Annotated in this window: 21 protein-coding genes; 10 read left to right on the forward strand and 11 right to left on the reverse strand. The window is 69.9% G+C overall.

Annotated features, from left to right (window positions below):
- Positions 1-11 precede the first annotated feature (11 nt).
- Positions 12-1,322: a metallophosphoesterase gene (locus ABT084_RS04555; RefSeq protein ID WP_351038193.1), complete on the forward strand. Its 1,311-nt coding sequence runs from the start codon at positions 12-14 to the stop codon at positions 1,320-1,322.
- A gap of 147 nt (positions 1,323-1,469) precedes the next feature.
- Complete coding sequence (locus tag ABT084_RS04560) at positions 1,470-2,276, forward strand: hypothetical protein (protein WP_351038194.1); 807 nt, start codon at positions 1,470-1,472, stop codon at positions 2,274-2,276.
- Positions 2,277-2,410: 134 nt separating this feature from the next.
- Here ABT084_RS04560 and thiC read toward each other — a convergent pair whose 3' ends face one another.
- On the reverse strand, positions 2,411-4,198 hold the full coding sequence (gene thiC, locus ABT084_RS04565; RefSeq protein ID WP_351038195.1) for a phosphomethylpyrimidine synthase ThiC: 1,788 nt from the start codon (positions 4,196-4,198) through the stop codon (positions 2,411-2,413).
- A gap of 169 nt (positions 4,199-4,367) precedes the next feature.
- On the opposite strand from thiC, the gene ABT084_RS04570 reads away from it, so the two are divergent.
- Positions 4,368-5,792 carry a YibE/F family protein gene (locus ABT084_RS04570; RefSeq protein WP_351038196.1) on the forward strand — a complete coding sequence of 475 codons (1,425 nt, stop codon included), beginning with the start codon at positions 4,368-4,370 and terminating at the stop codon, positions 5,790-5,792.
- Positions 5,793-5,809: 17 nt separating this feature from the next.
- Here the strand turns inward: ABT084_RS04570 and ABT084_RS04575 are convergent, their stop codons facing one another.
- From ABT084_RS04575 to ABT084_RS04590, 4 genes are all read right to left on the reverse strand, one after another.
- Complete coding sequence (locus ABT084_RS04575; protein WP_351038197.1) at positions 5,810-6,259, reverse strand: SsgA family sporulation/cell division regulator; 450 nt, start codon at positions 6,257-6,259, stop codon at positions 5,810-5,812.
- A gap of 96 nt (positions 6,260-6,355) precedes the next feature.
- The gene (locus tag ABT084_RS04580) at positions 6,356-7,102 is read right to left on the reverse strand and encodes an IclR family transcriptional regulator (RefSeq protein ID WP_351038198.1); all 747 of its coding nucleotides are present in this window, start codon (positions 7,100-7,102) and stop codon (positions 6,356-6,358) included.
- Between the two features lie 270 nt (positions 7,103-7,372).
- Positions 7,373-7,591 carry a DUF5326 family protein gene (locus tag ABT084_RS04585; protein WP_351038309.1) on the reverse strand — a complete coding sequence of 73 codons (219 nt, stop codon included), beginning with the start codon at positions 7,589-7,591 and terminating at the stop codon, positions 7,373-7,375.
- A gap of 173 nt (positions 7,592-7,764) precedes the next feature.
- Positions 7,765-8,082 (reverse strand): cupin domain-containing protein, encoded by a 318-nt coding sequence (locus tag ABT084_RS04590; RefSeq protein WP_330331521.1) that lies wholly within the window; start codon positions 8,080-8,082, stop codon positions 7,765-7,767.
- Between the two features lie 89 nt (positions 8,083-8,171).
- On the opposite strand from ABT084_RS04590, the gene ABT084_RS04595 reads away from it, so the two are divergent.
- From ABT084_RS04595 to ABT084_RS04605, 3 genes are all read left to right on the forward strand, one after another.
- Positions 8,172-8,552 carry a phage holin family protein gene (locus ABT084_RS04595; RefSeq protein ID WP_351038199.1) on the forward strand — a complete coding sequence of 127 codons (381 nt, stop codon included), beginning with the start codon at positions 8,172-8,174 and terminating at the stop codon, positions 8,550-8,552.
- Between the two features lie 95 nt (positions 8,553-8,647).
- Positions 8,648-9,781 (forward strand): cystathionine gamma-lyase, encoded by a 1,134-nt coding sequence (locus ABT084_RS04600; protein WP_351038200.1) that lies wholly within the window; start codon positions 8,648-8,650, stop codon positions 9,779-9,781.
- A 48-nt stretch (positions 9,782-9,829) separates the two neighbouring features.
- Complete coding sequence (locus tag ABT084_RS04605) at positions 9,830-10,309, forward strand: NUDIX domain-containing protein (RefSeq protein WP_351038201.1); 480 nt, start codon at positions 9,830-9,832, stop codon at positions 10,307-10,309.
- A gap of 25 nt (positions 10,310-10,334) precedes the next feature.
- Here ABT084_RS04605 and ABT084_RS04610 read toward each other — a convergent pair whose 3' ends face one another.
- Together ABT084_RS04610 and ABT084_RS04615 are read right to left on the reverse strand one after the other, a co-directional pair.
- Entirely contained in the window at positions 10,335-11,708 is a 1,374-nt protein-coding gene (locus tag ABT084_RS04610; protein ID WP_351038310.1) for a globin domain-containing protein, read from the reverse strand.
- The gene (locus ABT084_RS04615) at positions 11,665-12,315 is read right to left on the reverse strand and encodes an HAD family hydrolase (protein ID WP_351038202.1); all 651 of its coding nucleotides are present in this window, start codon (positions 12,313-12,315) and stop codon (positions 11,665-11,667) included. Before ABT084_RS04615 ends, ABT084_RS04610 begins: the two co-directional genes overlap by 44 nt.
- Before the next feature lie 131 nt (positions 12,316-12,446).
- On the opposite strand from ABT084_RS04615, the gene ABT084_RS04620 reads away from it, so the two are divergent.
- The 3 genes from ABT084_RS04620 to ABT084_RS04630 all read left to right on the forward strand — a co-directional run bounded on the left by ABT084_RS04620 (position 12,447) and on the right by ABT084_RS04630 (position 15,079).
- Positions 12,447-13,334, forward strand: a complete 888-nt coding sequence (locus tag ABT084_RS04620) for a GNAT family N-acetyltransferase (RefSeq protein WP_351038203.1) — start codon at positions 12,447-12,449, stop codon at positions 13,332-13,334.
- A 17-nt stretch (positions 13,335-13,351) separates the two neighbouring features.
- Entirely contained in the window at positions 13,352-13,813 is a 462-nt protein-coding gene (locus ABT084_RS04625) for a GNAT family N-acetyltransferase (RefSeq protein WP_351038204.1), read from the forward strand.
- 90 nt (positions 13,814-13,903) lie between these two features.
- Positions 13,904-15,079 (forward strand): winged helix DNA-binding domain-containing protein, encoded by a 1,176-nt coding sequence (locus tag ABT084_RS04630; RefSeq protein ID WP_351038205.1) that lies wholly within the window; start codon positions 13,904-13,906, stop codon positions 15,077-15,079.
- On the opposite strand, the gene ABT084_RS04635 is transcribed toward ABT084_RS04630, so the two are convergent.
- Together ABT084_RS04635 and dnaB are read right to left on the reverse strand one after the other, a co-directional pair.
- Positions 15,080-16,504 carry a serine hydrolase domain-containing protein gene (locus ABT084_RS04635; protein ID WP_351038206.1) on the reverse strand — a complete coding sequence of 475 codons (1,425 nt, stop codon included), beginning with the start codon at positions 16,502-16,504 and terminating at the stop codon, positions 15,080-15,082.
- Positions 16,505-16,513: 9 nt separating this feature from the next.
- Complete coding sequence (gene dnaB / locus ABT084_RS04640) at positions 16,514-17,977, reverse strand: replicative DNA helicase (RefSeq protein WP_351038311.1); 1,464 nt, start codon at positions 17,975-17,977, stop codon at positions 16,514-16,516.
- A gap of 452 nt (positions 17,978-18,429) precedes the next feature.
- Between dnaB and ABT084_RS04645 the strand changes: the two genes are divergently transcribed.
- Positions 18,430-19,767, forward strand: a complete 1,338-nt coding sequence (locus tag ABT084_RS04645) for an MATE family efflux transporter (RefSeq protein WP_351038207.1) — start codon at positions 18,430-18,432, stop codon at positions 19,765-19,767.
- A 154-nt stretch (positions 19,768-19,921) separates the two neighbouring features.
- Here ABT084_RS04645 and rplI read toward each other — a convergent pair whose 3' ends face one another.
- Entirely contained in the window at positions 19,922-20,368 is a 447-nt protein-coding gene (gene rplI, locus ABT084_RS04650) for a 50S ribosomal protein L9 (protein WP_351038208.1), read from the reverse strand.
- Positions 20,369-20,386: 18 nt separating this feature from the next.
- Positions 20,387-20,623, reverse strand: a complete 237-nt coding sequence (gene rpsR, locus ABT084_RS04655) for a 30S ribosomal protein S18 (RefSeq protein ID WP_003956534.1) — start codon at positions 20,621-20,623, stop codon at positions 20,387-20,389.
- Positions 20,624-20,661: the final 38 nt, after the last annotated feature.

A 20,661-nucleotide genomic window follows, 5' to 3' on the forward strand; every position in this document is an offset into this window, starting at 1 on the left:
AGGGTCCGCAGATGTACGGCAGCGCGACGGTGGTGGAGGGGTCGATGACTCAGGGGGCCGGTCAGGAACCCGCGACGCGGACGGAGACGCTGCGGGACTTCCGGGTCCCGTTCGCCCCGCCCGCCGCGTACGGCACGGACACGGCCACGGCCGCCGTGCCCGGCGAAGCTCCGGTCTACGCGGAAGCGCCCGTGTACGGCGAAGCCCCCGTCTACGGCGAGTACCCGGCGTACTACGGCGACGGCGCCCCCGTGCCGCCGCCACGGCCCGCCTACGCCCCCGCCCCCGCGCACGCACCCGGCCCGCACTCCGCGCCGGAGCCCGCCGCGCCCCTCGGCGCGGTGCCCGAACATCCCGAGCACCCCGGCCATTCCGATCCGGGCGCGGAGTCCGAGGACTACACGCCGACCCAGCGCGACCTCCCGATCATCAGCCGCGGCGGACCGGGCGACACCGTCCAGGTCCAGTACGTCCCCCAGGACGCCCCCGCGGAAGGACCCGGGCCGCTCTACGTCGTCGGCGACGTGCACGGCTACCTGGACGAGCTGGTCACCGAGCTGCACGCGCAGGACCTCATCGACGCCGACGGCCGGTGGTCGGCCGGGAACGCCCGCCTCTGGTTCCTCGGCGACTTCACGGACCGCGGCCCCGACGGCATCGGCGTGATCGACCTCGTGATGCGGCTCTCCGCCGAGGCCGCCGCCGCGGGCGGCTACTGCAAGGCCCTCATGGGCAACCACGAGCTGCTCCTCATCGGGGCCAAGAGGTTCGGCGACACCCCCGTCGTGTCCGGCGCCGGCACCGCGACCTTCCAGGCCGCCTGGCTGCTCAACGGCGGACAGCGCACCGACATGGATCGCCTGGAGGACGTACACCTGCAGTGGATGTCCCGGCTGGACGCGGCGGCCCTGGAGGACGGCCACCTGCTGCTGCACTCCGACACCACCGCCTACCTCGACTACGGCGACTCCATCGAGGACGTCAACGACAAGGTCCACGAACTGCTCAACCAGCACGACGCGGACGAGACCTGGGACCTGTTCCGCAAGTTCACCAAGCGCTTCGCCTTCCGGGACCAGGAGAGCGGCCCCCAGGCCGTGCGCGAGCTGCTCGACACCTACGGGGGCGGACGCGTCGTGCACGGGCACAGTCCCATCCCGTACCTGCTGGGCGAAGTGGGCACCGAGGACGGCGAGCACACCCACGGTCCGGAGACCATCGACGGCCCCCACGTCTACGCGGACGGCCTCGCCATCGCCATGGACGGCGGGGTCACGATGGCCGGGAAACTGCTGGTCGTACAACTCCCGTTGAACCACTGAGCGTTCCCGGAGCGTGCTATTTCCGGAAAGCCCCTGTCACCGCGTGGTGTGGGCGTTCTACCATCGCACTATCCGTAGCAGGCTCTCCTCCGTTTGTGCCGGCGCCCGGTCTACGCGGGCCAACCGGTCGCCACGGAGCATCGGGGGATGCACATGACCAGCGCTCCACACCTGCTGTCCGAAGACCGACCGGAGTTCGATCGGCTCCTCGACGAGGCGCTGCGCACCGCACACGAACGGCCCGAACTCGCGAGTCTGGGCGAACGGCTGAACGCCGAACAACTGCGCACCATGGCCCTGGACGCCAGTGCGCTGCTGACGGCCGCCGCCGCGGCCGAATACGACCACTACGTGAAGATACGCGGCGAACTGCGCGATGAGACGGCCACCCGGATGACCTCCGGGGAGGACGACACGGGCGGCGGTAGCGGCGGCGCGGGCGTCAGCGCCGTGGTCGCGGTGCTCGCGCCGGTCCTGGCCGGCACCGCGATGCTCATCTTCCTGCTGGTGGGCTACGCCCTGAAGATGATCGAGCCGGAACCGGCCTTCGCCGAGACCATGCTGACGGCGGGGTGGCTCTTCGGCGGCCTCACCGCGGCGGCGATCCTCTTCGCGGCGATCGGGCTGCTCGTCACCGCCGTCCGCAACAGCGCGACCGAGGTGACGGTGGACGTGGCCGAGGCCGTGCCGGACGAGGTCGCGCGCGCCCGGGAGGCCTGGCGGCACGCTCTGCTGGAGCGGGGCATCATGCCGTTCCTCCGGGAGGCGCTCGCCGACCCCAGCGCCGGTGCCGGATCCCCGGTACCGCGCCGTCAGCCCCGGCACATCCCGCAGCTCGGGTACACCCCGCCCGGATTCACCAGCCCGGGCACCTCACAAGGCCCGCGCACCGGTTATTCGGCACCGGACTTCACCAGCCCCGACTTCGGCGGGCCGGAGCCCGAGACGGAGTGAGGCCGGGCGGGCGCGAGGCCGGGGCGGGCTGTGGATGTTTCACGTGAAACACCGCGCCCCGCTCCGGCCCGGTCCGTGACGGGCGGCGCTCCCGAGGGGGACGGCCCCCGGGGAGCGGCGCCGCGCCACCGGCGTCAGTCGGCGAGGGGCAGGTAGACCCGGTTGCCCGAGGCCGCGAACTCGGCGGACTTCTCCGCCATGCCCGCCTCGATCTCGTCGGCCTTCAGGTCACCGCCGTGTTCGCGGCGGATGTCCTGGGAGATCTTCATCGAGCAGAACTTCGGACCGCACATGGAGCAGAAGTGCGCGGTCTTGGCCGGCTCGGCCGGCAGGGTCTCGTCGTGGAACTCACGAGCCGTGTCGGGGTCGAGGGCCAGGTTGAACTGGTCCTCCCAGCGGAATTCGAAGCGGGCGTCCGACAGCGCGTCGTCCCACTCCTGTGCGCCGGGGTGACCCTTGGCCAGGTCGGCCGCGTGTGCGGCGATCTTGTAGGTGATGACGCCGGTCTTGACGTCGTCGCGGTTGGGCAGTCCCAGGTGCTCCTTGGGCGTCACGTAGCAGAGCATCGCGGTGCCCCACCAGGCGATCATCGCGGCGCCGATGCCCGAGGTGATGTGGTCGTACGCGGGAGCGACGTCCGTGGTCAGCGGGCCCAGGGTGTAGAACGGGGCCTCCTCGCAGATCTCCTGCTGGAGGTCGATGTTCTCCTTGATCTTGTGCATCGGGACGTGGCCCGGGCCCTCGATCATGGTCTGCACGTTGTGGCGCTTGGCGATCGTGTTCAGCTCGCCCAGCGTCTTCAGCTCCGCGAACTGCGCCGCGTCGTTGGCGTCCGCGATGGAGCCGGGGCGCAGGCCGTCACCCAGCGAGTACGTGACGTCGTACGCGGCCAGGATGTCGCAGAGTTCCTCGAAGTTCGTGTAGAGGAAGTTCTCCTTGTGGTGCGCGAGGCACCAGGCGGCCATGATCGAGCCGCCGCGCGAGACGATGCCCGTCTTGCGGCGCGCGGTCAGCGGCACGTACGGCAGCAGCACGCCCGCGTGGACCGTCATGTAGTCGACGCCCTGCTCGGCCTGCTCGATGACCGTGTCCTTGTAGATCTCCCAGGTCAGGTCCTCGGCGCGGCCGTCGACCTTCTCCAGCGCCTGGTAGAGCGGGACCGTGCCGATCGGGACGGGGGAGTTGCGCAGCACCCATTCGCGGGTGGTGTGGATGTTGCGGCCCGTGGACAGGTCCATGACCGTGTCGGCGCCCCACTTGGTGGCCCAGGTCATCTTGTCGACCTCCTCCTCGATCGAGGAGGTGACCGCGGAGTTGCCGATGTTGGCGTTGACCTTCACCAGGAAGCGCTTGCCGATGATCATCGGCTCGATCTCGGGGTGGTTCACGTTGGCCGGGAGGACCGCGCGGCCTGCCGCGATTTCCTCACGGACGACCTCGGGGGAGACGTTCTCGCGGATCGCGACGTACTCCATCTCCGGGGTGATCTCACCGCGGCGGGCGTACGCGAGCTGGGTCACGGCCTGTCCGTCACGACCCCGGCGGGGCTGGCGGGGGCGGCCCGGGAAGACCGCGTCGAGGTTCTTGAGCCCGCCACGGGGCGACGTGTGCTTGATGCCGTCGTCCTCGGGGCGTACCGGGCGGCCCGCGTACTCCTCGGTGTCACCGCGGCCGATGATCCAGTTCTCGCGCAGCGGCGCCAGACCCCGTCGGACGTCCGTCTCGATCTGCGGGTCGGTGTACGGGCCGGACGTGTCGTAGAGCGTCACGTCCTTGCCGTTGGTGAGGTGCACCTGGCGAACCGGCACGCGGAGGTCGGGGCGGGAGCCCGCGACGTACCCCTTGTGCCAGCCAGGCTGGCGCCCTTCCTGGCCGTTGCTGTCCTGGCTGACGGCAGGCGTGTGTGCGTCCTGAATGGTCATGGAGACCTATCTCCCTACGCCGGCATTACCCGGTAACAGGTTCGGCGGTCGACGCAGCCTCTTCCCGTACGTGTCGTACGGTGATCAGCGCCCTCTCAGCCCGGTGCTCCGAGCTCCCGCGTTGTGCAAAGGTGCCCCCACGCTAGCGTCATCCCTGGCGTGCTGAACAGTGGGCCCCCTCATCTCTTGCGATGATCAGCCGGTGACGTCCTCGCCGCAGCCCCCCAACGACCACACGGACCCCACGGATCACACGGGTCATGACCACTCCCGCCATGGGGCGTCGCCTGAGCCCGCCCATGGAGCGTCCCACGGGCACTCGCACTCCCACAGCCACGGCCCGGCAGCCCCCGTCTCGAAGCACCTGCGCAAGGTGATCGCGGCCGTTCTGATCCCTTTCACCGCCGCCGTCTTCGTCGGGATGATCGTCCTGTGGCCGGGCGGCGCCCCCGACCACAAGCGCACCGGTGTCGGCTTCGACCGCCAGACCCAGCAGGGCCAGGTCGTGTCGGTCGAGCGGGTCGACTGCAAGTCGGTCAACGCCGCACAGGTACCCACCGGCGACCCCTCCACCCCCCCGGGCCAGGCGGCCACGACGGGCGACTGCAAGAAGGCCAGGATCAAGGTCGGTACCGGCCCCGATCAGGGGCGCGAGTTCGTCGAGATCATCCAGCCCGGCGCACCACGGCAGTTGGCGATCGACCAGGGGGTCGTGGTCGCGTACGCGCCGGACGCTCCGCACGATCTGCAGTACTCCGTCATCGACGTGAACCGGAAGCTGCCGCTGGCCCTGCTCGCCGGGATCTTCGCCCTCGCGGTCGTCGTGGTCGGCCGGATGCGCGGGCTGTTCGCGCTCATCGCCCTCGCCGTCAGCTTCTCCGTGCTGACGCTCTTCATCCTGCCCGCCATCCTCCAGGGATCGAATCCGCTGCTCGTCGGGGTCATCGGCGCCAGCGCGATCATGCTGATCGCGCTCTACATGTGCCACGGCCTGACCGCCAGGACCTCGGTCGCCGTGCTCGGAACCCTGGTCTCGCTGCTGCTGATCGGCTTGCTGGGCTCCGTCTTCATCGGCTGGGCGTTCCTCAGCGGCAACACCGACGACAACACCGGGCTGATCCACGGGCTCTACCCGCAGATCGACATGAGTGGGCTGCTGCTCGCCGGCGTGATCATCGGATCGCTCGGCGTGCTCGACGACGTGACGGTCACCCAGACGTCGGCCGTCTGGGAACTCCACCAGGCCGACCCGTCGATGGGGCCCCGTGCCCTGTACCGGGCGGCCATCCGGATCGGTCGCGACCACATCGCATCCGTGGTCAACACCCTCGTACTCGCCTACGCGGGCGCCGCGTTGCCGCTGCTCCTGCTGTTCTCGATCGCGAACAGCAGTGTGGGGTCGGTGGCCAACAGCGAGCTGGTCGCGGAGGAGATCGTACGGACCCTCGTGGGCTCGATCGGTCTCGTGGCGTCGGTCCCGGTGACCACGGCGCTGGCCGCGCTGGTCGTTTCCGCCGACCGCACGGGAGCCCCGGTGCCCGCGGCGGCCGCGGGGCCGATCCGTGGTGGACGCGGCCGTCGCCGTAAGCGCTGACCCTGGGTGACGACAGGTCAGCCGGCGTTCTGCTCGTTCTGCCGGGCCTCGGTCAGGATCTTGTCGAGCGCCTCGTCGAGGTTTCCCTCGAAATCGCCCAGATTGCGCTCCTGACCGAGCGGCACAATCCGGTCAGTTCTGTCGAGGAACGCCACCAACGGCGCCGCGCTCGCCCGGAACAGGGCCCGGTCGCCGCCCACCTGGAGCCGGATGTGCACATCGGACAGCTCCTCCGGGTCGGTCGGAGCGATGTGCACATCGCCGTCACCACACGGCTTGTTGATGCCGTCGAGAAGCAATTCCCGGCCGAACGCCCAGGTCACGGGCGCATCGCCGGGAAGGTGGAACGTCAGGCGTACCGCGTAGGGGTCCCGCGCCTCGTAGCGGAGCTCCACCGGAATCCGGAACGCCAGCTCCTCGGAAACGAGGAAGCTCATCATGACCTCTGCCTGTACCGATTCGCGCATTGCCTACCCCGCTGTTGTGGAAGTGGCCAGGAATGGTCCCCCAGGGCCTCTTGACAAGAGTGGTGTAAGCGCTTGCAGATCACAAGGAGTGAGTTTTCAGATACTGATAGAGAACGAGAGGGAGCTCAACAGCGCGCCTACTTCACTCCGTAGCCGATCGACCGCATAGGGCAACCGGCCTTCCAAGTGCAGCGGAAGCGAAATGGCCATGGTCGCGGCGGTGTCTCCGGCCGTGATGGGGATGGCCGCGCACACCGTGCCGAGCAAATATTCCTGACGCTCCGTAACCGGCTCCATGCGTCCGAACCCACCGATCCGTTGCTCCAGAGCATGCATGTCCGAAACCGTGTACGGGGTGACGGGCTGGACCGGATGGCGGTCGAAATAGTCCCTGCGCGCTTCCTCGTCGAGCTGGCCCAGCAGGCACTGCCCGATGGCGTGCGCGTGGCCGGTCTCCCGGAAGTCGGCCCACTCCTCGCACGCGGGGTTGGCCGGAGTGTCCGAGACGCCCACGACCTCGATCTCACCGTCGCGGTAGACCGCGAAGTAGACGGGTGCCCCGACCGCGTCGCGGAAGTGCGCGAGCGAGTCGAGGATCATGGTGCGACGTTTCTGCTGGAGCCCGCCAACGGCCAGTCGCTGGGCGGCGGCTCCGAGGACGAAGACCCCGCCCTCGCGGCGGAGGTAGCCCTCGTGGGTCAGGGTCCGCAACAGGTGATAGGCAGTGGGCAGCGGGAGCCCGGCCTCGCGCGCCAGTTGCTTCGCCGGAGCCCCTTCCCGATGGGAACCCACCGCTTCGAGCAACCTCAGGGCTCTTTGCACCGAGCCGATCAGCGTCGGCACACCGGCATTGTGAACCGATGACAAAGCTCACCCCCAGGCGTGGCGGCGGGCCTTGGGGGTGGCCCGCCCGCGGGGGCCGCCCCCGCGTGTCCGCGGTTCCTGGGGGTCGTGCTCGGCTGTTCCTGATGTCACCGCGGGGTCAGCGCGGATTACCGGCTTCGGTGCCCAGGGAACGGCACGGATCGCGACTCTATCCACCGGCTCCGGGGGGACGGGCGGTTTCCCGCCCCACGTTCCCTCACCTGGGTTAATCCCCCGCGAAGCCGCTTCCTACCAATCGCTGGACGAGGACTTCGCACCGGCGCCGGTGAACTTCTTCACGACGAAGATCAGACCGCCGACGAGAGCGGCGAAGAGCAGCACCTTGAAGATCAAGCCGATCAGCGTGCCGATGATGGTGGCGAGCACACCGCCGAAGACGAACAGCGCCAGCAGCGGAACCGCGACCCACTTAACCCACCAAGGCATACCTGCGAATGTCTCCCGGATGCCGTCCATGTCCTCAACCTCTTCCTGGTCCGTTACTTCCTGACTCGATGCTAGGAGGTGGGGAAACGGAACGGGGGCTCGAAGTCCCTTGGAGTCCCCTGACCCGCCCCCTAGGGGCTCCGGGCCCCCGGGGCGCCGGGGAGTCAGGGGTCGCCCGGCCCCGATGGGGCCGCTCAGCCCTCGGGCGGGGAGAAGACCACCAGCACCTTCAGGTCCTCGGTGATGTGGTGGAAGCGGTGCGGGACCCCCGCCGGGACGTAGACGACACCGCCGCGCGCGACCGTCGTCGTCTCCTCTCCGACGGTGATCGAGGCCCGCCCGCTGACCACGAAGTAGACCTCGTCCTGGGCGTGCGGCTGCTGGGGGTCGCTCTGTCCGGCGTCCAGCGCGTACAGCCCGACGGACATGTTCCGTTCGCGCAGGAACTGGAGGTAGGCGCCGTCGTTCGCCAGCCGCTCGGCTTCGAGCTCGTCCAGCCGGAATGCCTTCATCGTCCTTACGCCCCTTGTGCTCTATCTTGCGCTGGCATCCGCTGTCCTGCCGATGTCCCAGCCGGATCTTCTCTGCCACGATCAGACACATGACAAATTTCGTAGTCAAGACGCTCGCCAACGCGGCGGCCCTGGCCGTGGCGATCTGGCTGGTGGCCGGCATCACCCTCGATGACGGCAGCAGCATGGGTCACCGGGCCCTGACCGTGATCCTGGTCGCCCTGGTGTTCGGCCTGGTCAACTTCATCGTCAAGCCCGTGGTGAAGCTGTTCTCGCTGCCCCTGTTCATCCTCACCCTGGGCCTGTTCACCCTCGTCGTGAACGCCCTGATGCTGCTCCTGACCTCCTGGCTGGCCGGAAAGCTCGACCTGAGCTTCCACGTCGAGGGCTTCTGGACGGCCGTGGTCGGTGGCCTGATCATCTCCATCGTCTCCTGGGCCGTGAACATGGTCCTGCCCGACAAGGACTGAGCGAGCCGGACAGAGCCGCCCGGCCCGGCAGTCCACCGGTCGCGGTCCGGCCGGCTCGGCCTCGTCATCGCCACCGCGCTGAAGGAGCACACCGCGTGAACCCCACCGACCGCGCCCGCCTCGGCGACGGCACCCGAGCCGTGCGCGCCGGGCTGCCCGAGCCCGTCAAGAACGAACCGACCCTGCCGGGGCCGGTCTTCGCCGCCCACTTCCACCTGCCCGGGGACGTCGAGGGGCCGTACACCTACGGCCGCGACACCAACCCCACCTGGACCCTGCTCGAGCGGGCCATCGGGGAACTCGAAGCGCCGGGGGAGGAGGTGCACACGATCGTCTTCGCCTCCGGCATGGCGGCGGTCTCCGCCGTCCTGCTCTCGCAGGCCCGCGCCGGGGACACCGTCGTCCTGCCGGACGACGGCTATCAGGCCCTGCCGCTCGTCCGCGGCCAGCTGGAGGCGTACGGAGTCCACGTGCGCACCGCCCCGACCGGCGGGGAAGCCCAGCTCGAGGTGCTCGACGGGGCCCGGCTGCTCTGGATCGAGACCCCGTCCAATCCGGGGCTCGACGTCTGCGACGTACGGCGCCTGGTCGACGCGGCGCACGCGGGGGGCACGCTGGTCGCCGTCGACAACACCCTCGCCACTCCGCTCGGCCAGCGGCCCCTGGGGCTCGGCGCCGACTTCTCGGTCGCCAGCGGCACCAAGGGCCTCACCGGCCACGGCGACCTGCTCCTCGGATACGTCACCTGCCGCGACGCGGAGCTGGCCGCCCGGATCCGCCAGTGGCGCAAGGTCGTCGGTGCGATCCCGGGCCCCATGGAGGCCTGGCTGGCCCACCGGTCCCTGGCCACCCTGCAGCTGCGCACCCACCGGCAGTGGGACAACGCGATGGCCGTCGCCGAGGCGCTGGCGGAGCGCGCCGAGGTGAGCGCCCTGCGCTACCCGGGGCTGCCCACCGACGCCTCCCACAAGACGGCCACCCGCCAAATGGCGGGCTACGGCTCGGTGGTGTCCTTCACGCTGCCCGACCGCGCCCACGCCGAACGCTTCATGACCGCCCTGCGGCTGGTGGAGGACGCCACGAGCTTCGGCGGCGTCCGCTCCACGGCCGAGCGGCGCGGACGCTGGGGCGGTGACGCCGTGCCGGAGGGGTTCATCCGGTTCTCCGCCGGGGCCGAGGACACCGAAGACCTCGTCGCGGACGTCCTGCGGGCCCTTGATTCCGTCTGATGCACCGCGGTGCGTTTCAGAACCGGAGTGCGGGGCCACGCTTCTTCCATGACCGAACGTCCTGTGGTCAAACGCACCGCCCGCGCGATCCTGCTCGACGGTGACGATCTGATCCTGATCAAACGCACCAGGCCCGGCGTCGATCCGTACTGGCTCACCCCCGGCGGCGGAGTGGAGTCCACGGACGCCACCGTCGTCGACGCCCTGCACCGGGAAGTCCACGAGGAACTCGGAGCAAAGATCACCGATGTGGTGCCCTGTTTCGTCGACACCGTCGAGCACATCGCCGAGGCCGGAGTAACAGGGGTCAAGGTGCAGCACTTCTTCGTCTGCCACCTCGAATCGATGGACACCAGCCTGCGCCACGGCCCCGAGATCGATCAGCCCGAAGGCGAGTACGAGATCGTCAGGGTCCCGTTCAGCCGCGTCGGCATCGCCGCCGTCCACCTCGTCCCGCTCTCCCTGCGGCATTACCTCGACGGCAACATCGAGGGCGTCCGCGCCATGCACGCGTCCGACCTGGGCTGAGACGGGCGCGGTGGGGGTCTCCGGCTCAGCCGGAGACCCCCACCGGCTCTTCCACCGAGTCGTACCGGATCCGGTCCCCCGGAATCCCGATCCGCTTGAGGGCGTCCACACCGCTGCGGATCATCCCCGGCGGTCCCGAGACGAACGCGTCGTAGGAGTTCCACGGGCCGTGTTCCCCGGCCGCCTGCGGCAGTTGCCCGGCCAGGCCGTCGCACACCACGGGCCGTACCGACAGCCACGGGTGCGAGCGCTGCAGGCCGAGCAGCGTGTCCTTGTCATAGAGGTCGTCGTCGCTGCGCGCCCCGAAGAAGACCTCCATCGGGCGGCGCTCGCCGTGTCCCGCGACGTCCTCGATCAACGCCTTGATCGGCGCGATGCCCGTCCCGCCGGCCAGGCACAGCATCCCGTTGTCGGTGGTGTGGTCGACCACCATCGAGCCCGCGGGCGGGCCCAGGCGCAGCACATCGCCCGGGCGGGCGTGGCGCACCAGCGCGTTGGAGACCCATCCCGCGGGGACGGCCTTGACGTGGAAGGACAGCAGACCGTCCGAGCGCGGTGCCGACGCGAAGGAGTAGTGCCGCCACACCCGCGGCCACCACGGCGTCTCCAGGCTCGTGTACTGGCCCGCGAGGAAGGTGTAGGGCTGGTCGGGCCGGACCGTCAGCACGGCGATGTCCGGGGTGCGCAGCTCGTGCGAGACCACCTCGGCCTGCCACCAGGCGGGAGACTTCCGTTCGTCCGTCGCGGCGGCGTCGATCATGATCTGGGACATCGCGGTGTATGCCCGTACCCAGGCGGCTTCCGCCTCCGGCCCCCAGGTCCGCTCCGCGTACCGGGCCAGCGCCCCGATCAGGGCCTCGCCCACCGCCGGATAGTGGCCGGCCATCGTGCCGTACTTGCGGTGGCCGGTGCCCAGTCGGCTCAGATAGGGGCCGAGCACCTGCGGGTCGTCGATGTGTTCGGCAGCCGTGAACAGGGCCTTCAGCAGCCGGTCCCGCTGGGTGTCCATGGCGGCGGGAAACATCGACCGTAATTCCGGGTGCCCCGTGAACACCAGGGCGTAGAAGTACGAGGTCACCTTGCCGGCGATGGGACCGATCTCGGCGAGGGTCTCTCGGATGAGCACGGCATCGGGGGAGGGCTCGGTCGCACCACCCCCGGAGGGTATTGCGTCGGTCCCCCATCTGGCCGATCTGGTGGGCGGAGCGTCCATGCGGTGCCTCGCTTCGAAACATCTCGGTCGGTGTGCACGCGTCACGGCCTTGACGCCGTGATTCCGGGTTTCGCAGCATGCCAGCCGCTGGAGCGGCTTGCGGGGAAATGCGGAAAATCCGCAGTTCGAACCGGCTTTCCCCTTAAGATGCCTCAACTTCCGGGAGGAGCGCCGCGGCGAGCCGATAGGCCGCGCGAAGGTCCCGGCCCTCGTAGACGTGCGTCGCGAGGGCGGCCACGTGAGGCCGCGCGTTGACCGCCACCGAGACCGGCAGCACCCCGAACAGGACGGCGTCGGTCATCGAGTCCCCGTAGACGACGCAGTCGCTCCGGCTCACCCCGAACCGCGCGCAGAGACGGTCCGCGACCTCCAGCTTTCCCTCCGGGGTCAGGATTCCGGCCACGTCGACGGGCCCGGTGAACGGCACGGCCGGAAAGACCGAACCGTGCGCGGCGTGGGCGCCCCACTCCAGCAGCAGTTCCACGAAGAACGACGGGGACAGCGAGACCACCGCGCAGTACTCTCCGCGCTCCCGGATCTCCTGCCACACCTCGCGGATCCCCTCGATCCAGGGCGCCCCGTCGAATGCGGCCCGGACGTGCGCCGGGGTCAGCTCCGCCCACAGCGCGTGCACGCCCACCGCGAATTCCGCCGGACCGATCTCCCGGGCGCCGAAGGCCCGTTCCAGTTCGGCGATCTCGGCACTCAGTCCGAGCTGCCGCGAGATCTCGATCGGCGCCGCCGAGCCGAACATCAGGGTGCCGTCGAGGTCGAAGAGGTGCAGGCGCGTCATGAGAGCCGAGGCTAGTCCGTCGGTTTCACGTGAAACAGCGTGTTTCACGTGAAACAACGGCCGGTTTCACGTGAAACATCCGCCTCCAAAACCTCTGGACGACCACCTGCCAGTGATCCAGGCTGGGCCAGGTGACACCACCACAGCTCATCGATCTACCGATCCGCGCACTGACCCTGGACGATCTCCGGCACTGCGCCGACCTTTCCCAAGACCGCGGCTGGCCCCGTGAGGACCACAAGTGGGGCTTGCTCCTCGCTGCCGGAAGCGGCTTCGGAGTCGACGCTCCCGACGGACAAGGCCTCGCGGCCGCGTGCGTCGTCACCCGGTACGGACAGACGAACGACACACCGGAACTCGCCGCCATCGGCATGGTCCTGATCGCCGAGCGGTACTCCCGCCAGGGGCTGGGCCGCCGTCTGATGACGTATATCTGCGACGACGTCCTCAAGGGCGTTCCGCTCACGCTCAACGCCACCCCGTACGGCCGGCCCCTCTACGAGGAACTCGGCTTCGACACCACGGGCCGGGGCGAGATGCTCAAGGGCAGGTTCCGCCCCGATCCCTCGGTTCCCGGGACGGGCACCGTTCCGGTCCGCCCGGCCACCGCGGAGGACATCCCGCGAATCGTGCGGCTGGACGCGGAGGTCTTCGGCACCGACCGGACCCACATGATCGTCAGGCTGCCCGCCTTCGCGGACCAACTGGTCGTCGCCGAGGACGAATCCGGTGAACTCGTCGGGTACGCGGCTCTCTGGCCCAACATGGAGACCCATGTCATCGGCCCGCTGATCGCGCGTGACACCTCCGAGGCGCAGGCCCTCGTGGCCGCTCTCGCGGCCACCACCGAGCGGCCCCTGCGGTCGGACATCGACGTACGTCACGAGGAACTGCGTGACTGGCTCAAGGACCGCGGACTCGACTCCATCACCTTCAACACCGTCATGACCCGGGACCTCCCGGATCTGCCGGGAGACTGGACCCGCCGCTGGGCACCGCTCACCGTGGCCGCGGGCTGAGAAAGGAACACCCCACCATGACCGACCTTCCCCAGCTGGACATCCGGCCCGCCACCGAGGCCGACCTGCCCGACATCGTCGCGATGCTCGCCGACGACCCTCTGGGCGCCACTCGGGAGTCCCCGGACGACCTCACCCCGTACGTGACGGCCCTCAAGCGGCTCATCGACGACCCCCACCAGTACGTCGTCGTCGCCGTCCGCGGGGACCGGGTGGTCGGCACGCTCCAGCTGACCATCATCCCGGGCCTGTCCCGCAAGGGCTCCACCCGTTCCGTCATCGAAGGCGTCCGCGTGCACGCCGACGAGCGCGGCAGTGGGCTGGGGACCCGCTTCATCGAGTGGGCGATCGAGACGTCCCGGGCCGAGAACTGCCAGCTGGTGCAGCTCACCTCCGATGTCACCCGCACCGATGCCCACCGGTTCTACGAGCGGCTGGGCTTCGCCGCCTCGCACGTCGGCTTCAAGTACCAGCTCTGACGCTGACCGGCTGACCGGAATCCGACCGGTCGGCCGGGAGTCCGGAGGTCGGCCGGGCCACTGTCGGTGGTCCGGCCTACCATCCCGGGGATGAGCCGCAGCCTCCCTCTCGTCACCACCGCCGACCGCCGACACCGCCTCGGCCGGCGGCACCGCCTCGCTCCCTCGGCCCGGGCCGCCACGGTGCCCGGGGCGGCGGACGCCGTCGTGGCCCTGCACGCCACCGACGCCGCGACGGTGTTCCTCTCCACCCGTGCCCGCCTCGTCGACTGCACGCCCACGGCCATCGAGCAGGCCCTCTACGAGGACGTGAGCCTCGTCCGGCTGCTCAGCATGCGCAATACGCTCTTCGCCGTCTCGAGGGAGTTCGCTCCCTACGTCGATTCCTCCACCGCGCGCGCGATCGCCCTCAAGGAACGGCGCACTCTGCTCAAGCACTTGGCGGAGGACGGCCAGGGTCTGGACGCCGAGTGGCTCGCCCGGGTGGAGGCCGCGGCCCTCGCCGCCCTGGACGTCAACGGGGCGTCGACCGGCAGCCAGCTCTCCGCCGCCGTACCCGGACTGCGCCGGAAGATCACCGTCGGCCGGGGGAAGAAGTACGAGGCGGAGACCGGTGTGACCACCCGGGTGATCCGCCTGCTGGCCGCTGACGGGCGCATCCGGCGGGACCGGCCCCGCGGCTCCTGGACCTCCAGCCAGTACCGCTGGGTCCACACCGAGCCCTGGGCCCCCGTCCCCGCCGCGGAGGCCCGCGCGGAGCTGGCCCGGCGCTGGCTGCACGCCTACGGACCGGCCACCGAGGCCGACCTCAAGTGGTGGACCGGATGGCCCCTGACCGATGTGCGCAAGGCCCTCGCCGCCACCGGCACCGAAGAAGTCCGCCTGGAGGGCGGGAGCACCGCGCTCGTCGCCGTCGGAGACGGCGCGCCCGAGGCACCGACCGAGCCCTGGGCGGCCCTGCTGCCCGCCCTCGACCCCAGCGGTATGGGCTGGGCCGACCGCGGTTTCCAGCTCGATCCGGCCCACCGCGCGGCCCTCTTCGACTACGCGGGGAACATCGGGCCCACCGTGTGGTGGAACGGCGAGATCGTGGGCGGATGGGCACAGCGGGCCGGGGGCGAGGTCGTCTGGAAGCTGCTGAGCGACCGGGGCCGCGACGCCGAGCTCGCGATCACCACCGAGGCGCGGCGGCTGACCCAGTGGGTGGGCGACGCACGCGTCACCCCGCGCTTTCGCACCCCACTGGAACGCGAACTCGTCGCCTGATCAGCCGATGCCCCGCCATCCCTGGGGGTCGACGCCCCCGGGGACCGGGGCATCCGGGTCGTAGGGCGTCCGGGTGAACACGAACGAGCCGATGTCCAGATGGCTCGGTGGCCCGCCCCCGCGGCGCACCGCGCGCAGGGTCTCGCCCGCGTGGTAGCCGCTCATCCCCACCCAGGTGCCGTCCCCGGCCGCCCGGAACCGCGCCGCCCGCCCGGTCGCCGCCACCGGACCGAGCGCCAGGGTCCCGTCCGCGGTCAGCCGGAGCACGTACGGGGCCGTGCCCCAGTACCAGGGGCCGGTCAGTTCCAGAGCCACCTCATCGGCTTCCCGGAAGGGCTTCCAGGGCTCCGGGATCCGGGGCTCCGCCTCCGCCACGATGCCCAGCAGCTCGGCCGCCAGCGTGGCGACCGGCAGGCCCGAGGTGCAGTTCGCCAGGGCCACCACGGCGAGGTCGTCCGCCTCGCTCAGCCACAGGCACGCGACGAATCCCGGGAGCGAACCGCTGTGCCCGGCCAGGGACCGCCCGCCGGAACCGGTCAGCTGCATGCCCAGCCCGTACCCGCCGTCCGCGACACCCGGCTCGGGCGGCGAGGCCGCCGTGCGCATCTCGCGTACCGTCTCCGCGGCCAGGACCCGCTCGTCGCCCCGGGTGAGGAAGACCGCGAAGCGCGCCAGGTCCCGGGTCGTGGACCAGAGCTGCCCGGCCGGGGCCATGAGCCCCAGGTCCTCCTGCGGTTCCGGCATCATCACGTCGGCCCAGGGATGGACGGCCCAGCCGCCCGCGTGCGGTGCCTGCGGCAGCACGGTGGTCCGCTCCAGCCCCAGCGGCTCCAGGACCTCGGCCCGGAGCACCTCGGCCCACGGCTTGCCGCGGACCGCCTCCACGAGCGAGCCCAGCAGGGTGTAGCCGGGGTTGGAGTAGTGGTGCCGCCGCCCGGGGACGTGCCGGAACGGCTCCTCGCCCAGGACGTCCGCCAGCCCGGGCCGCAACGAGCCCGGGGTGCGCTCCCACCACTGCCCGGGGGTCTCCGCCGCCAGTCCGCCCGTGTGGGCGAGCAGTTGAGCGATGGTCACCTCGCCGGCGCCGGTGCCCGGCAGGTGCTTCTCCAGCGGGTCCTCGAGGCTCAGCAGGCCTTCGTCGCGCAGCCGGAGCACGAGCACCGCGGTGAAGGTCTTGCTGATCGAACCCACCCGGTACTGCACGTCACCGTCGGGGCCGTGCCCGTCCACGCACGTCCGGGAGCCTTCCCAGACGATCTCGCCGCCGCGGGCCACGGCGGCCACGACCGACGGCGCCCGCCCCTCGCTCTGCGCGACGGCGATGCGGTGCAGCAGGGCCCGCCGTGTCGAGGGCAGCAGCGCCCGCTCCTCTGCCGTACCCGCCGCTGCTGTGTCTGCTGTGTCTGCTGTGCTCGCGGAACTCATGCTCCGACTCTAGGTGTTGGCCATGTCCACGAACCGCGAATAATGGCCCTGGAAAGCGACCGTGATCGTCGCCGTGGGACCGTTACGGTGCTTGGCCACGATCAGGTCCGCCTCACCGGCGCGGGGCGATTCCTTCTCGTACGCGTCCTCGCGGTGGAGCAGGATCACCATGTCGGCGTCCTGCTCGATGGAGCCGGACTCTCGCAGGTCGGAGACCATCGGCTTCTTGTCGGTGCGCTGTTCGGGACCACGGTTCAGCTGGGACAGCGCGATCACCGGCACCTCCAGCTCCTTCGCCAGCAGCTTGAGGTTTCGGGACATGTCCGAGACCTCCTGCTGACGGCTCTCGGGACGCCGGGAGCCTCCGGACTGCATCAGCTGCAGATAGTCGATGACGACGAGAGACAGATCGTTTCGCTGCTTGAGCCGACGGCACTTCGCGCGGATCTCCATCATCGACAGGTTGGGGGAGTCGTCGATGTAGAGCGGGGCGGCGGAGACGTCCGGCATCCGGCGGGCCAGCCGGGTCCAGTCGTCGTCGGTCATGGTGCCCGAGCGCATGTGGTGCAGCGCCACCCGGGCCTCCGCCGACAGCAGGCGCATGGCGATCTCGTTCCGCCCCATTTCGAGGGAGAAGATCACGCTGGGGAGGTTGCTCTTGATCGAGCAGGCCCGGGCGAAGTCCAGGGCCAGTGTCGACTTGCCCATGGCGGGGCGGGCCGCGATCACGATCATCTGGCCCGGGTGCAGCCCGTTCGTCAGCGAGTCGAGGTCGGTGAAGCCGGTCGGCACGCCCGACATCTGGCCGCTGCGCGAGCCGATCGCCTCGATCTCGTCGAGGGCGCCCTCCATGATGTCGCCGAGCGGCAGGTAGTCCTCGGAGGTCCGCTGCTCGGTGACGGCGTAGATCTCGGCCTGGGCGCTGTTGACGATCTCGTCGACGTCGCCGTCCGCCGCATAGCCCATCTGTGTGATCTTCGTACCCGCGGCGACGAGCCGCCGCAGGACCGCCCGCTCGTGGACGATCTCCGCGTAGTACTCCGCGTTGGCCGCCGTCGGCACGGACTGGACCAGGGTGTGCAGATACGACGCCCCTCCGACCTTGCTGATCTCGCCGCGCCGGGTCAGCTCCGCGCCGACGGTGATCGGGTCGGCGGGCTCCCCCTTCGCGTACAGGTCGAGAATCGCCTGGTAGATCGTCTCGTGCGAGGGGCGGTAGAAGTCGTGGCCCTTGAGCACCTCGACCACATCGGCGATCGCGTCCTTCGAGAGCAGCATGCCGCCCAGGACCGACTGCTCGGCATCCAGGTCCTGGGGCGGGACGCGCTCGAAGCCGCCGCCACCGCCGTCCCAGGAGCCGCCCTCACGGCCTCGCTCGTGCTGGTCGTCCCCGCGGCCGCGGCCTTCGCTGTTGCGGCGCGGACGGGCGGGCAGACGGTCACCTGGACCGCTGTCGGCCCAAGGGTCGTCCATGGGCTCGGGACTGCTCACCGGGCCGCCTCCTCCCGTCCGCAAAGCGGACCTTGCCGTGTCAGTCTTTCTACGACACGGCTCTGACATTTGGGGCACCCGGATCGGCTCTCGGCGCGTCGGGCAACGCACCACGGTAGAGCCGTCGGCGACGTCAGCCAATCTGGTTATCCACAGGCTGTGTGGATGAGATGTGGATGACGAGCCCAATGCTGTGGGTAACTCACCGGAAGCTGTGTACGGACCGGGGGACAGTGCTGTGGACAAAATCACCCGACCCACCCCGTTACCCCATCTGACCTGGCCTTTCTCCTTCCGCGACCTGTGGGGGAGAAAATTCTTCGCCACTGTCTCAAGATCGCCTCCAAAGGGGTGGGAAGAACGCCCAAGTCAGCGCGTCAGTAAGGAGCCCAACACTCTTGCATCCATTACCTGTGGAAGATTAGGTTGAGCACATGACACAGGCCACCGAGACTCCGAAGGCTGCCCCGAGACGGCACGACCGCGAGATCTTCGCACTCGCGCTTCCCGCCTTCGGCGCCCTCGTCGCCGAACCCCTCTTCGTGATGGCCGACAGTGCCATCGTGGGGCATCTCGGCACCCCCCAGCTCGCCGGCCTCGGGGTAGCGGCCGCTCTCCTGACGACCGCCGTGAGCGTCTTCGTCTTCCTCGCCTACGCGACCACCGCGGCGGTCGCCCGCCGGGTCGGCGCCGGCGACCTCCAGGCCGCCATCCGGCAGGGCATGGACGGCATCTGGCTCGCCCTCCTGCTCGGCGCGGCCGTCGTCGCCGTCGTCCTGCCCACGGCGCCCTGGCTGATCTCGCTCTTCGGCGCCTCCGACACCGTGACCCCGTACGCCGTCACCTATCTGCGCATCTCCGCGTTCGGCATCCCGGCCATGCTCGTGGTCCTGGCCGCCACCGGAGTGATCCGCGGGCTCCAGGACACGCGCACCCCCCTGTACGTCGCCATCGGCGGCTTCGCTCTCAACGGCGGGCTGAACGTGGCCCTGGTCTACGGCGCCGGCCTCGGTATCGCCGGTTCCGCCTGGGGCACCGTCATCGCCCAGTGCGCCATGGCCGCCGCCTACCTGTTCGTCGTGGTCCGGGGCGCCCGCCGCCATCACGCCTCCCTGCGGCCCGACGTGGCCGGCATCCGGGCCTGTGCGCAAGCCGGAGTGCCCCTGCTCGTGCGGACCCTGTCCTTGCGGGCCGTCCTGATGATCGCGACCGCCGTCGCGGCCCGGCTGGGCGACGCGGACATCGCGGCCCACCAGATCCTGCTCTCCCTGTGGAGCCTGCTCGCCTTCGCACTGGACGCGATCGCCATCGCGGGGCAGGCCATCATCGGCCGCTACCTGGGCGCGGGGGACACCGAGGGCGCCAAGGCCGTGTGCCGCCGCATGGTGCAGTGGGGCATCGCCTCGGGTGTGGTCCTCGGCATCCTGGTCGTCGTCGCCCGGCCGCTCTTCGTACCGCTCTTCACCGGTGACCCCACGGTCAAGGAAGCCCTGCTGCCCGCCCTGCTCGTCGTGGCCGTCTCCCAGCCGGTCTGTGGCATCGTCTTCGTCCTCGACGGAGTCCTGATGGGCGCCGGCGACGGCCGTTACCTGGCCTGGGCGATGGTCGTGACGCTGGCCGTGTTCACCCCGGCCGCCCTGCTCGTCCCGAGCCTCGGCGGGGGCCTCACCACGCTCTGGTGGGCGATGACGCTGATGATGATGGTCCGGATGGTCACCCTTCAGCTGCGGGCCCGCTCCGGCCGCTGGCTGGTCACGGGCGCCTCCCGCTGACCCGGCCCACCGCCGATGTTTCACGTGAAACCCACCGTTTCACGTGAAACACCCGTGTTTCACGTGAAACATCGCCCGGAGCGCGATGCGCGCGTGCCGTCCGGAAACCACGAAGGGCCGTACCCCGGGGGGTACGGCCCTTCGTGCGCGGCACTTAGGCGGCGACGACCTCGATGCCCAGGTTCGCGACGACCTCGGCGTGCAGACGCACGGAGACCTGGTACGAACCGAGGGTCTTGATCGGGGACGCCAGCTCGACGCGGCGCTTGTCGACCTTCGGGCCACCGGAGGACTCGATCGCCGTGGCGATGTCGGCCGGGGTCACGGAGCCGAACAGGCGGCCGGAGTCACCCGAACGGGTGGCCAGACGCACCTTCACGCCCTCGAGCTTGGCCTTGAACTCGTTGGCCTGCTCGATGGTCGCGATCTCGTGGATCTTGCGGGCGCGGCGGATCTGCGCCACGTCCTTCTCGCCACCCTTGGTCCAGCGGATGGCGAAGCCACGCGGGACCAGGTAGTTGCGAGCGTAGCCGTCCTTGACGTCGACGACGTCGCCGGCAGTTCCGAGGCCGGAGACCTCGTGGGTCAGGATGATCTTCATTATTCGGTCACCCTTTCCTTATCGCGCGGTGGACGTGTAGGGCAGCAGTGCCATCTCACGGCTGTTCTTGACTGCCGTGGCGACGTCACGCTGGTGCTGCGTGCAGTTGCCGGTGACGCGGCGGGCACGGATCTTGCCGCGGTCGGAAATGAACTTCCGCAGCATGTTCGTGTCCTTGTAGTCCACGTACACGGTCTTGTCCTTGCAGAACGCGCAGACCTTCTTCTTAGGCTTGCGCACAGGCGGCTTCGCCATTGTGTCTCTCCTGTGTGATCAAGAAGTGGGGTAGAGCT

It is taken from the genome of Streptomyces sp. NPDC002138 (assembly GCF_040296485.1).
GTDB lineage: Bacteria > Actinomycetota > Actinomycetes > Streptomycetales > Streptomycetaceae > Streptomyces.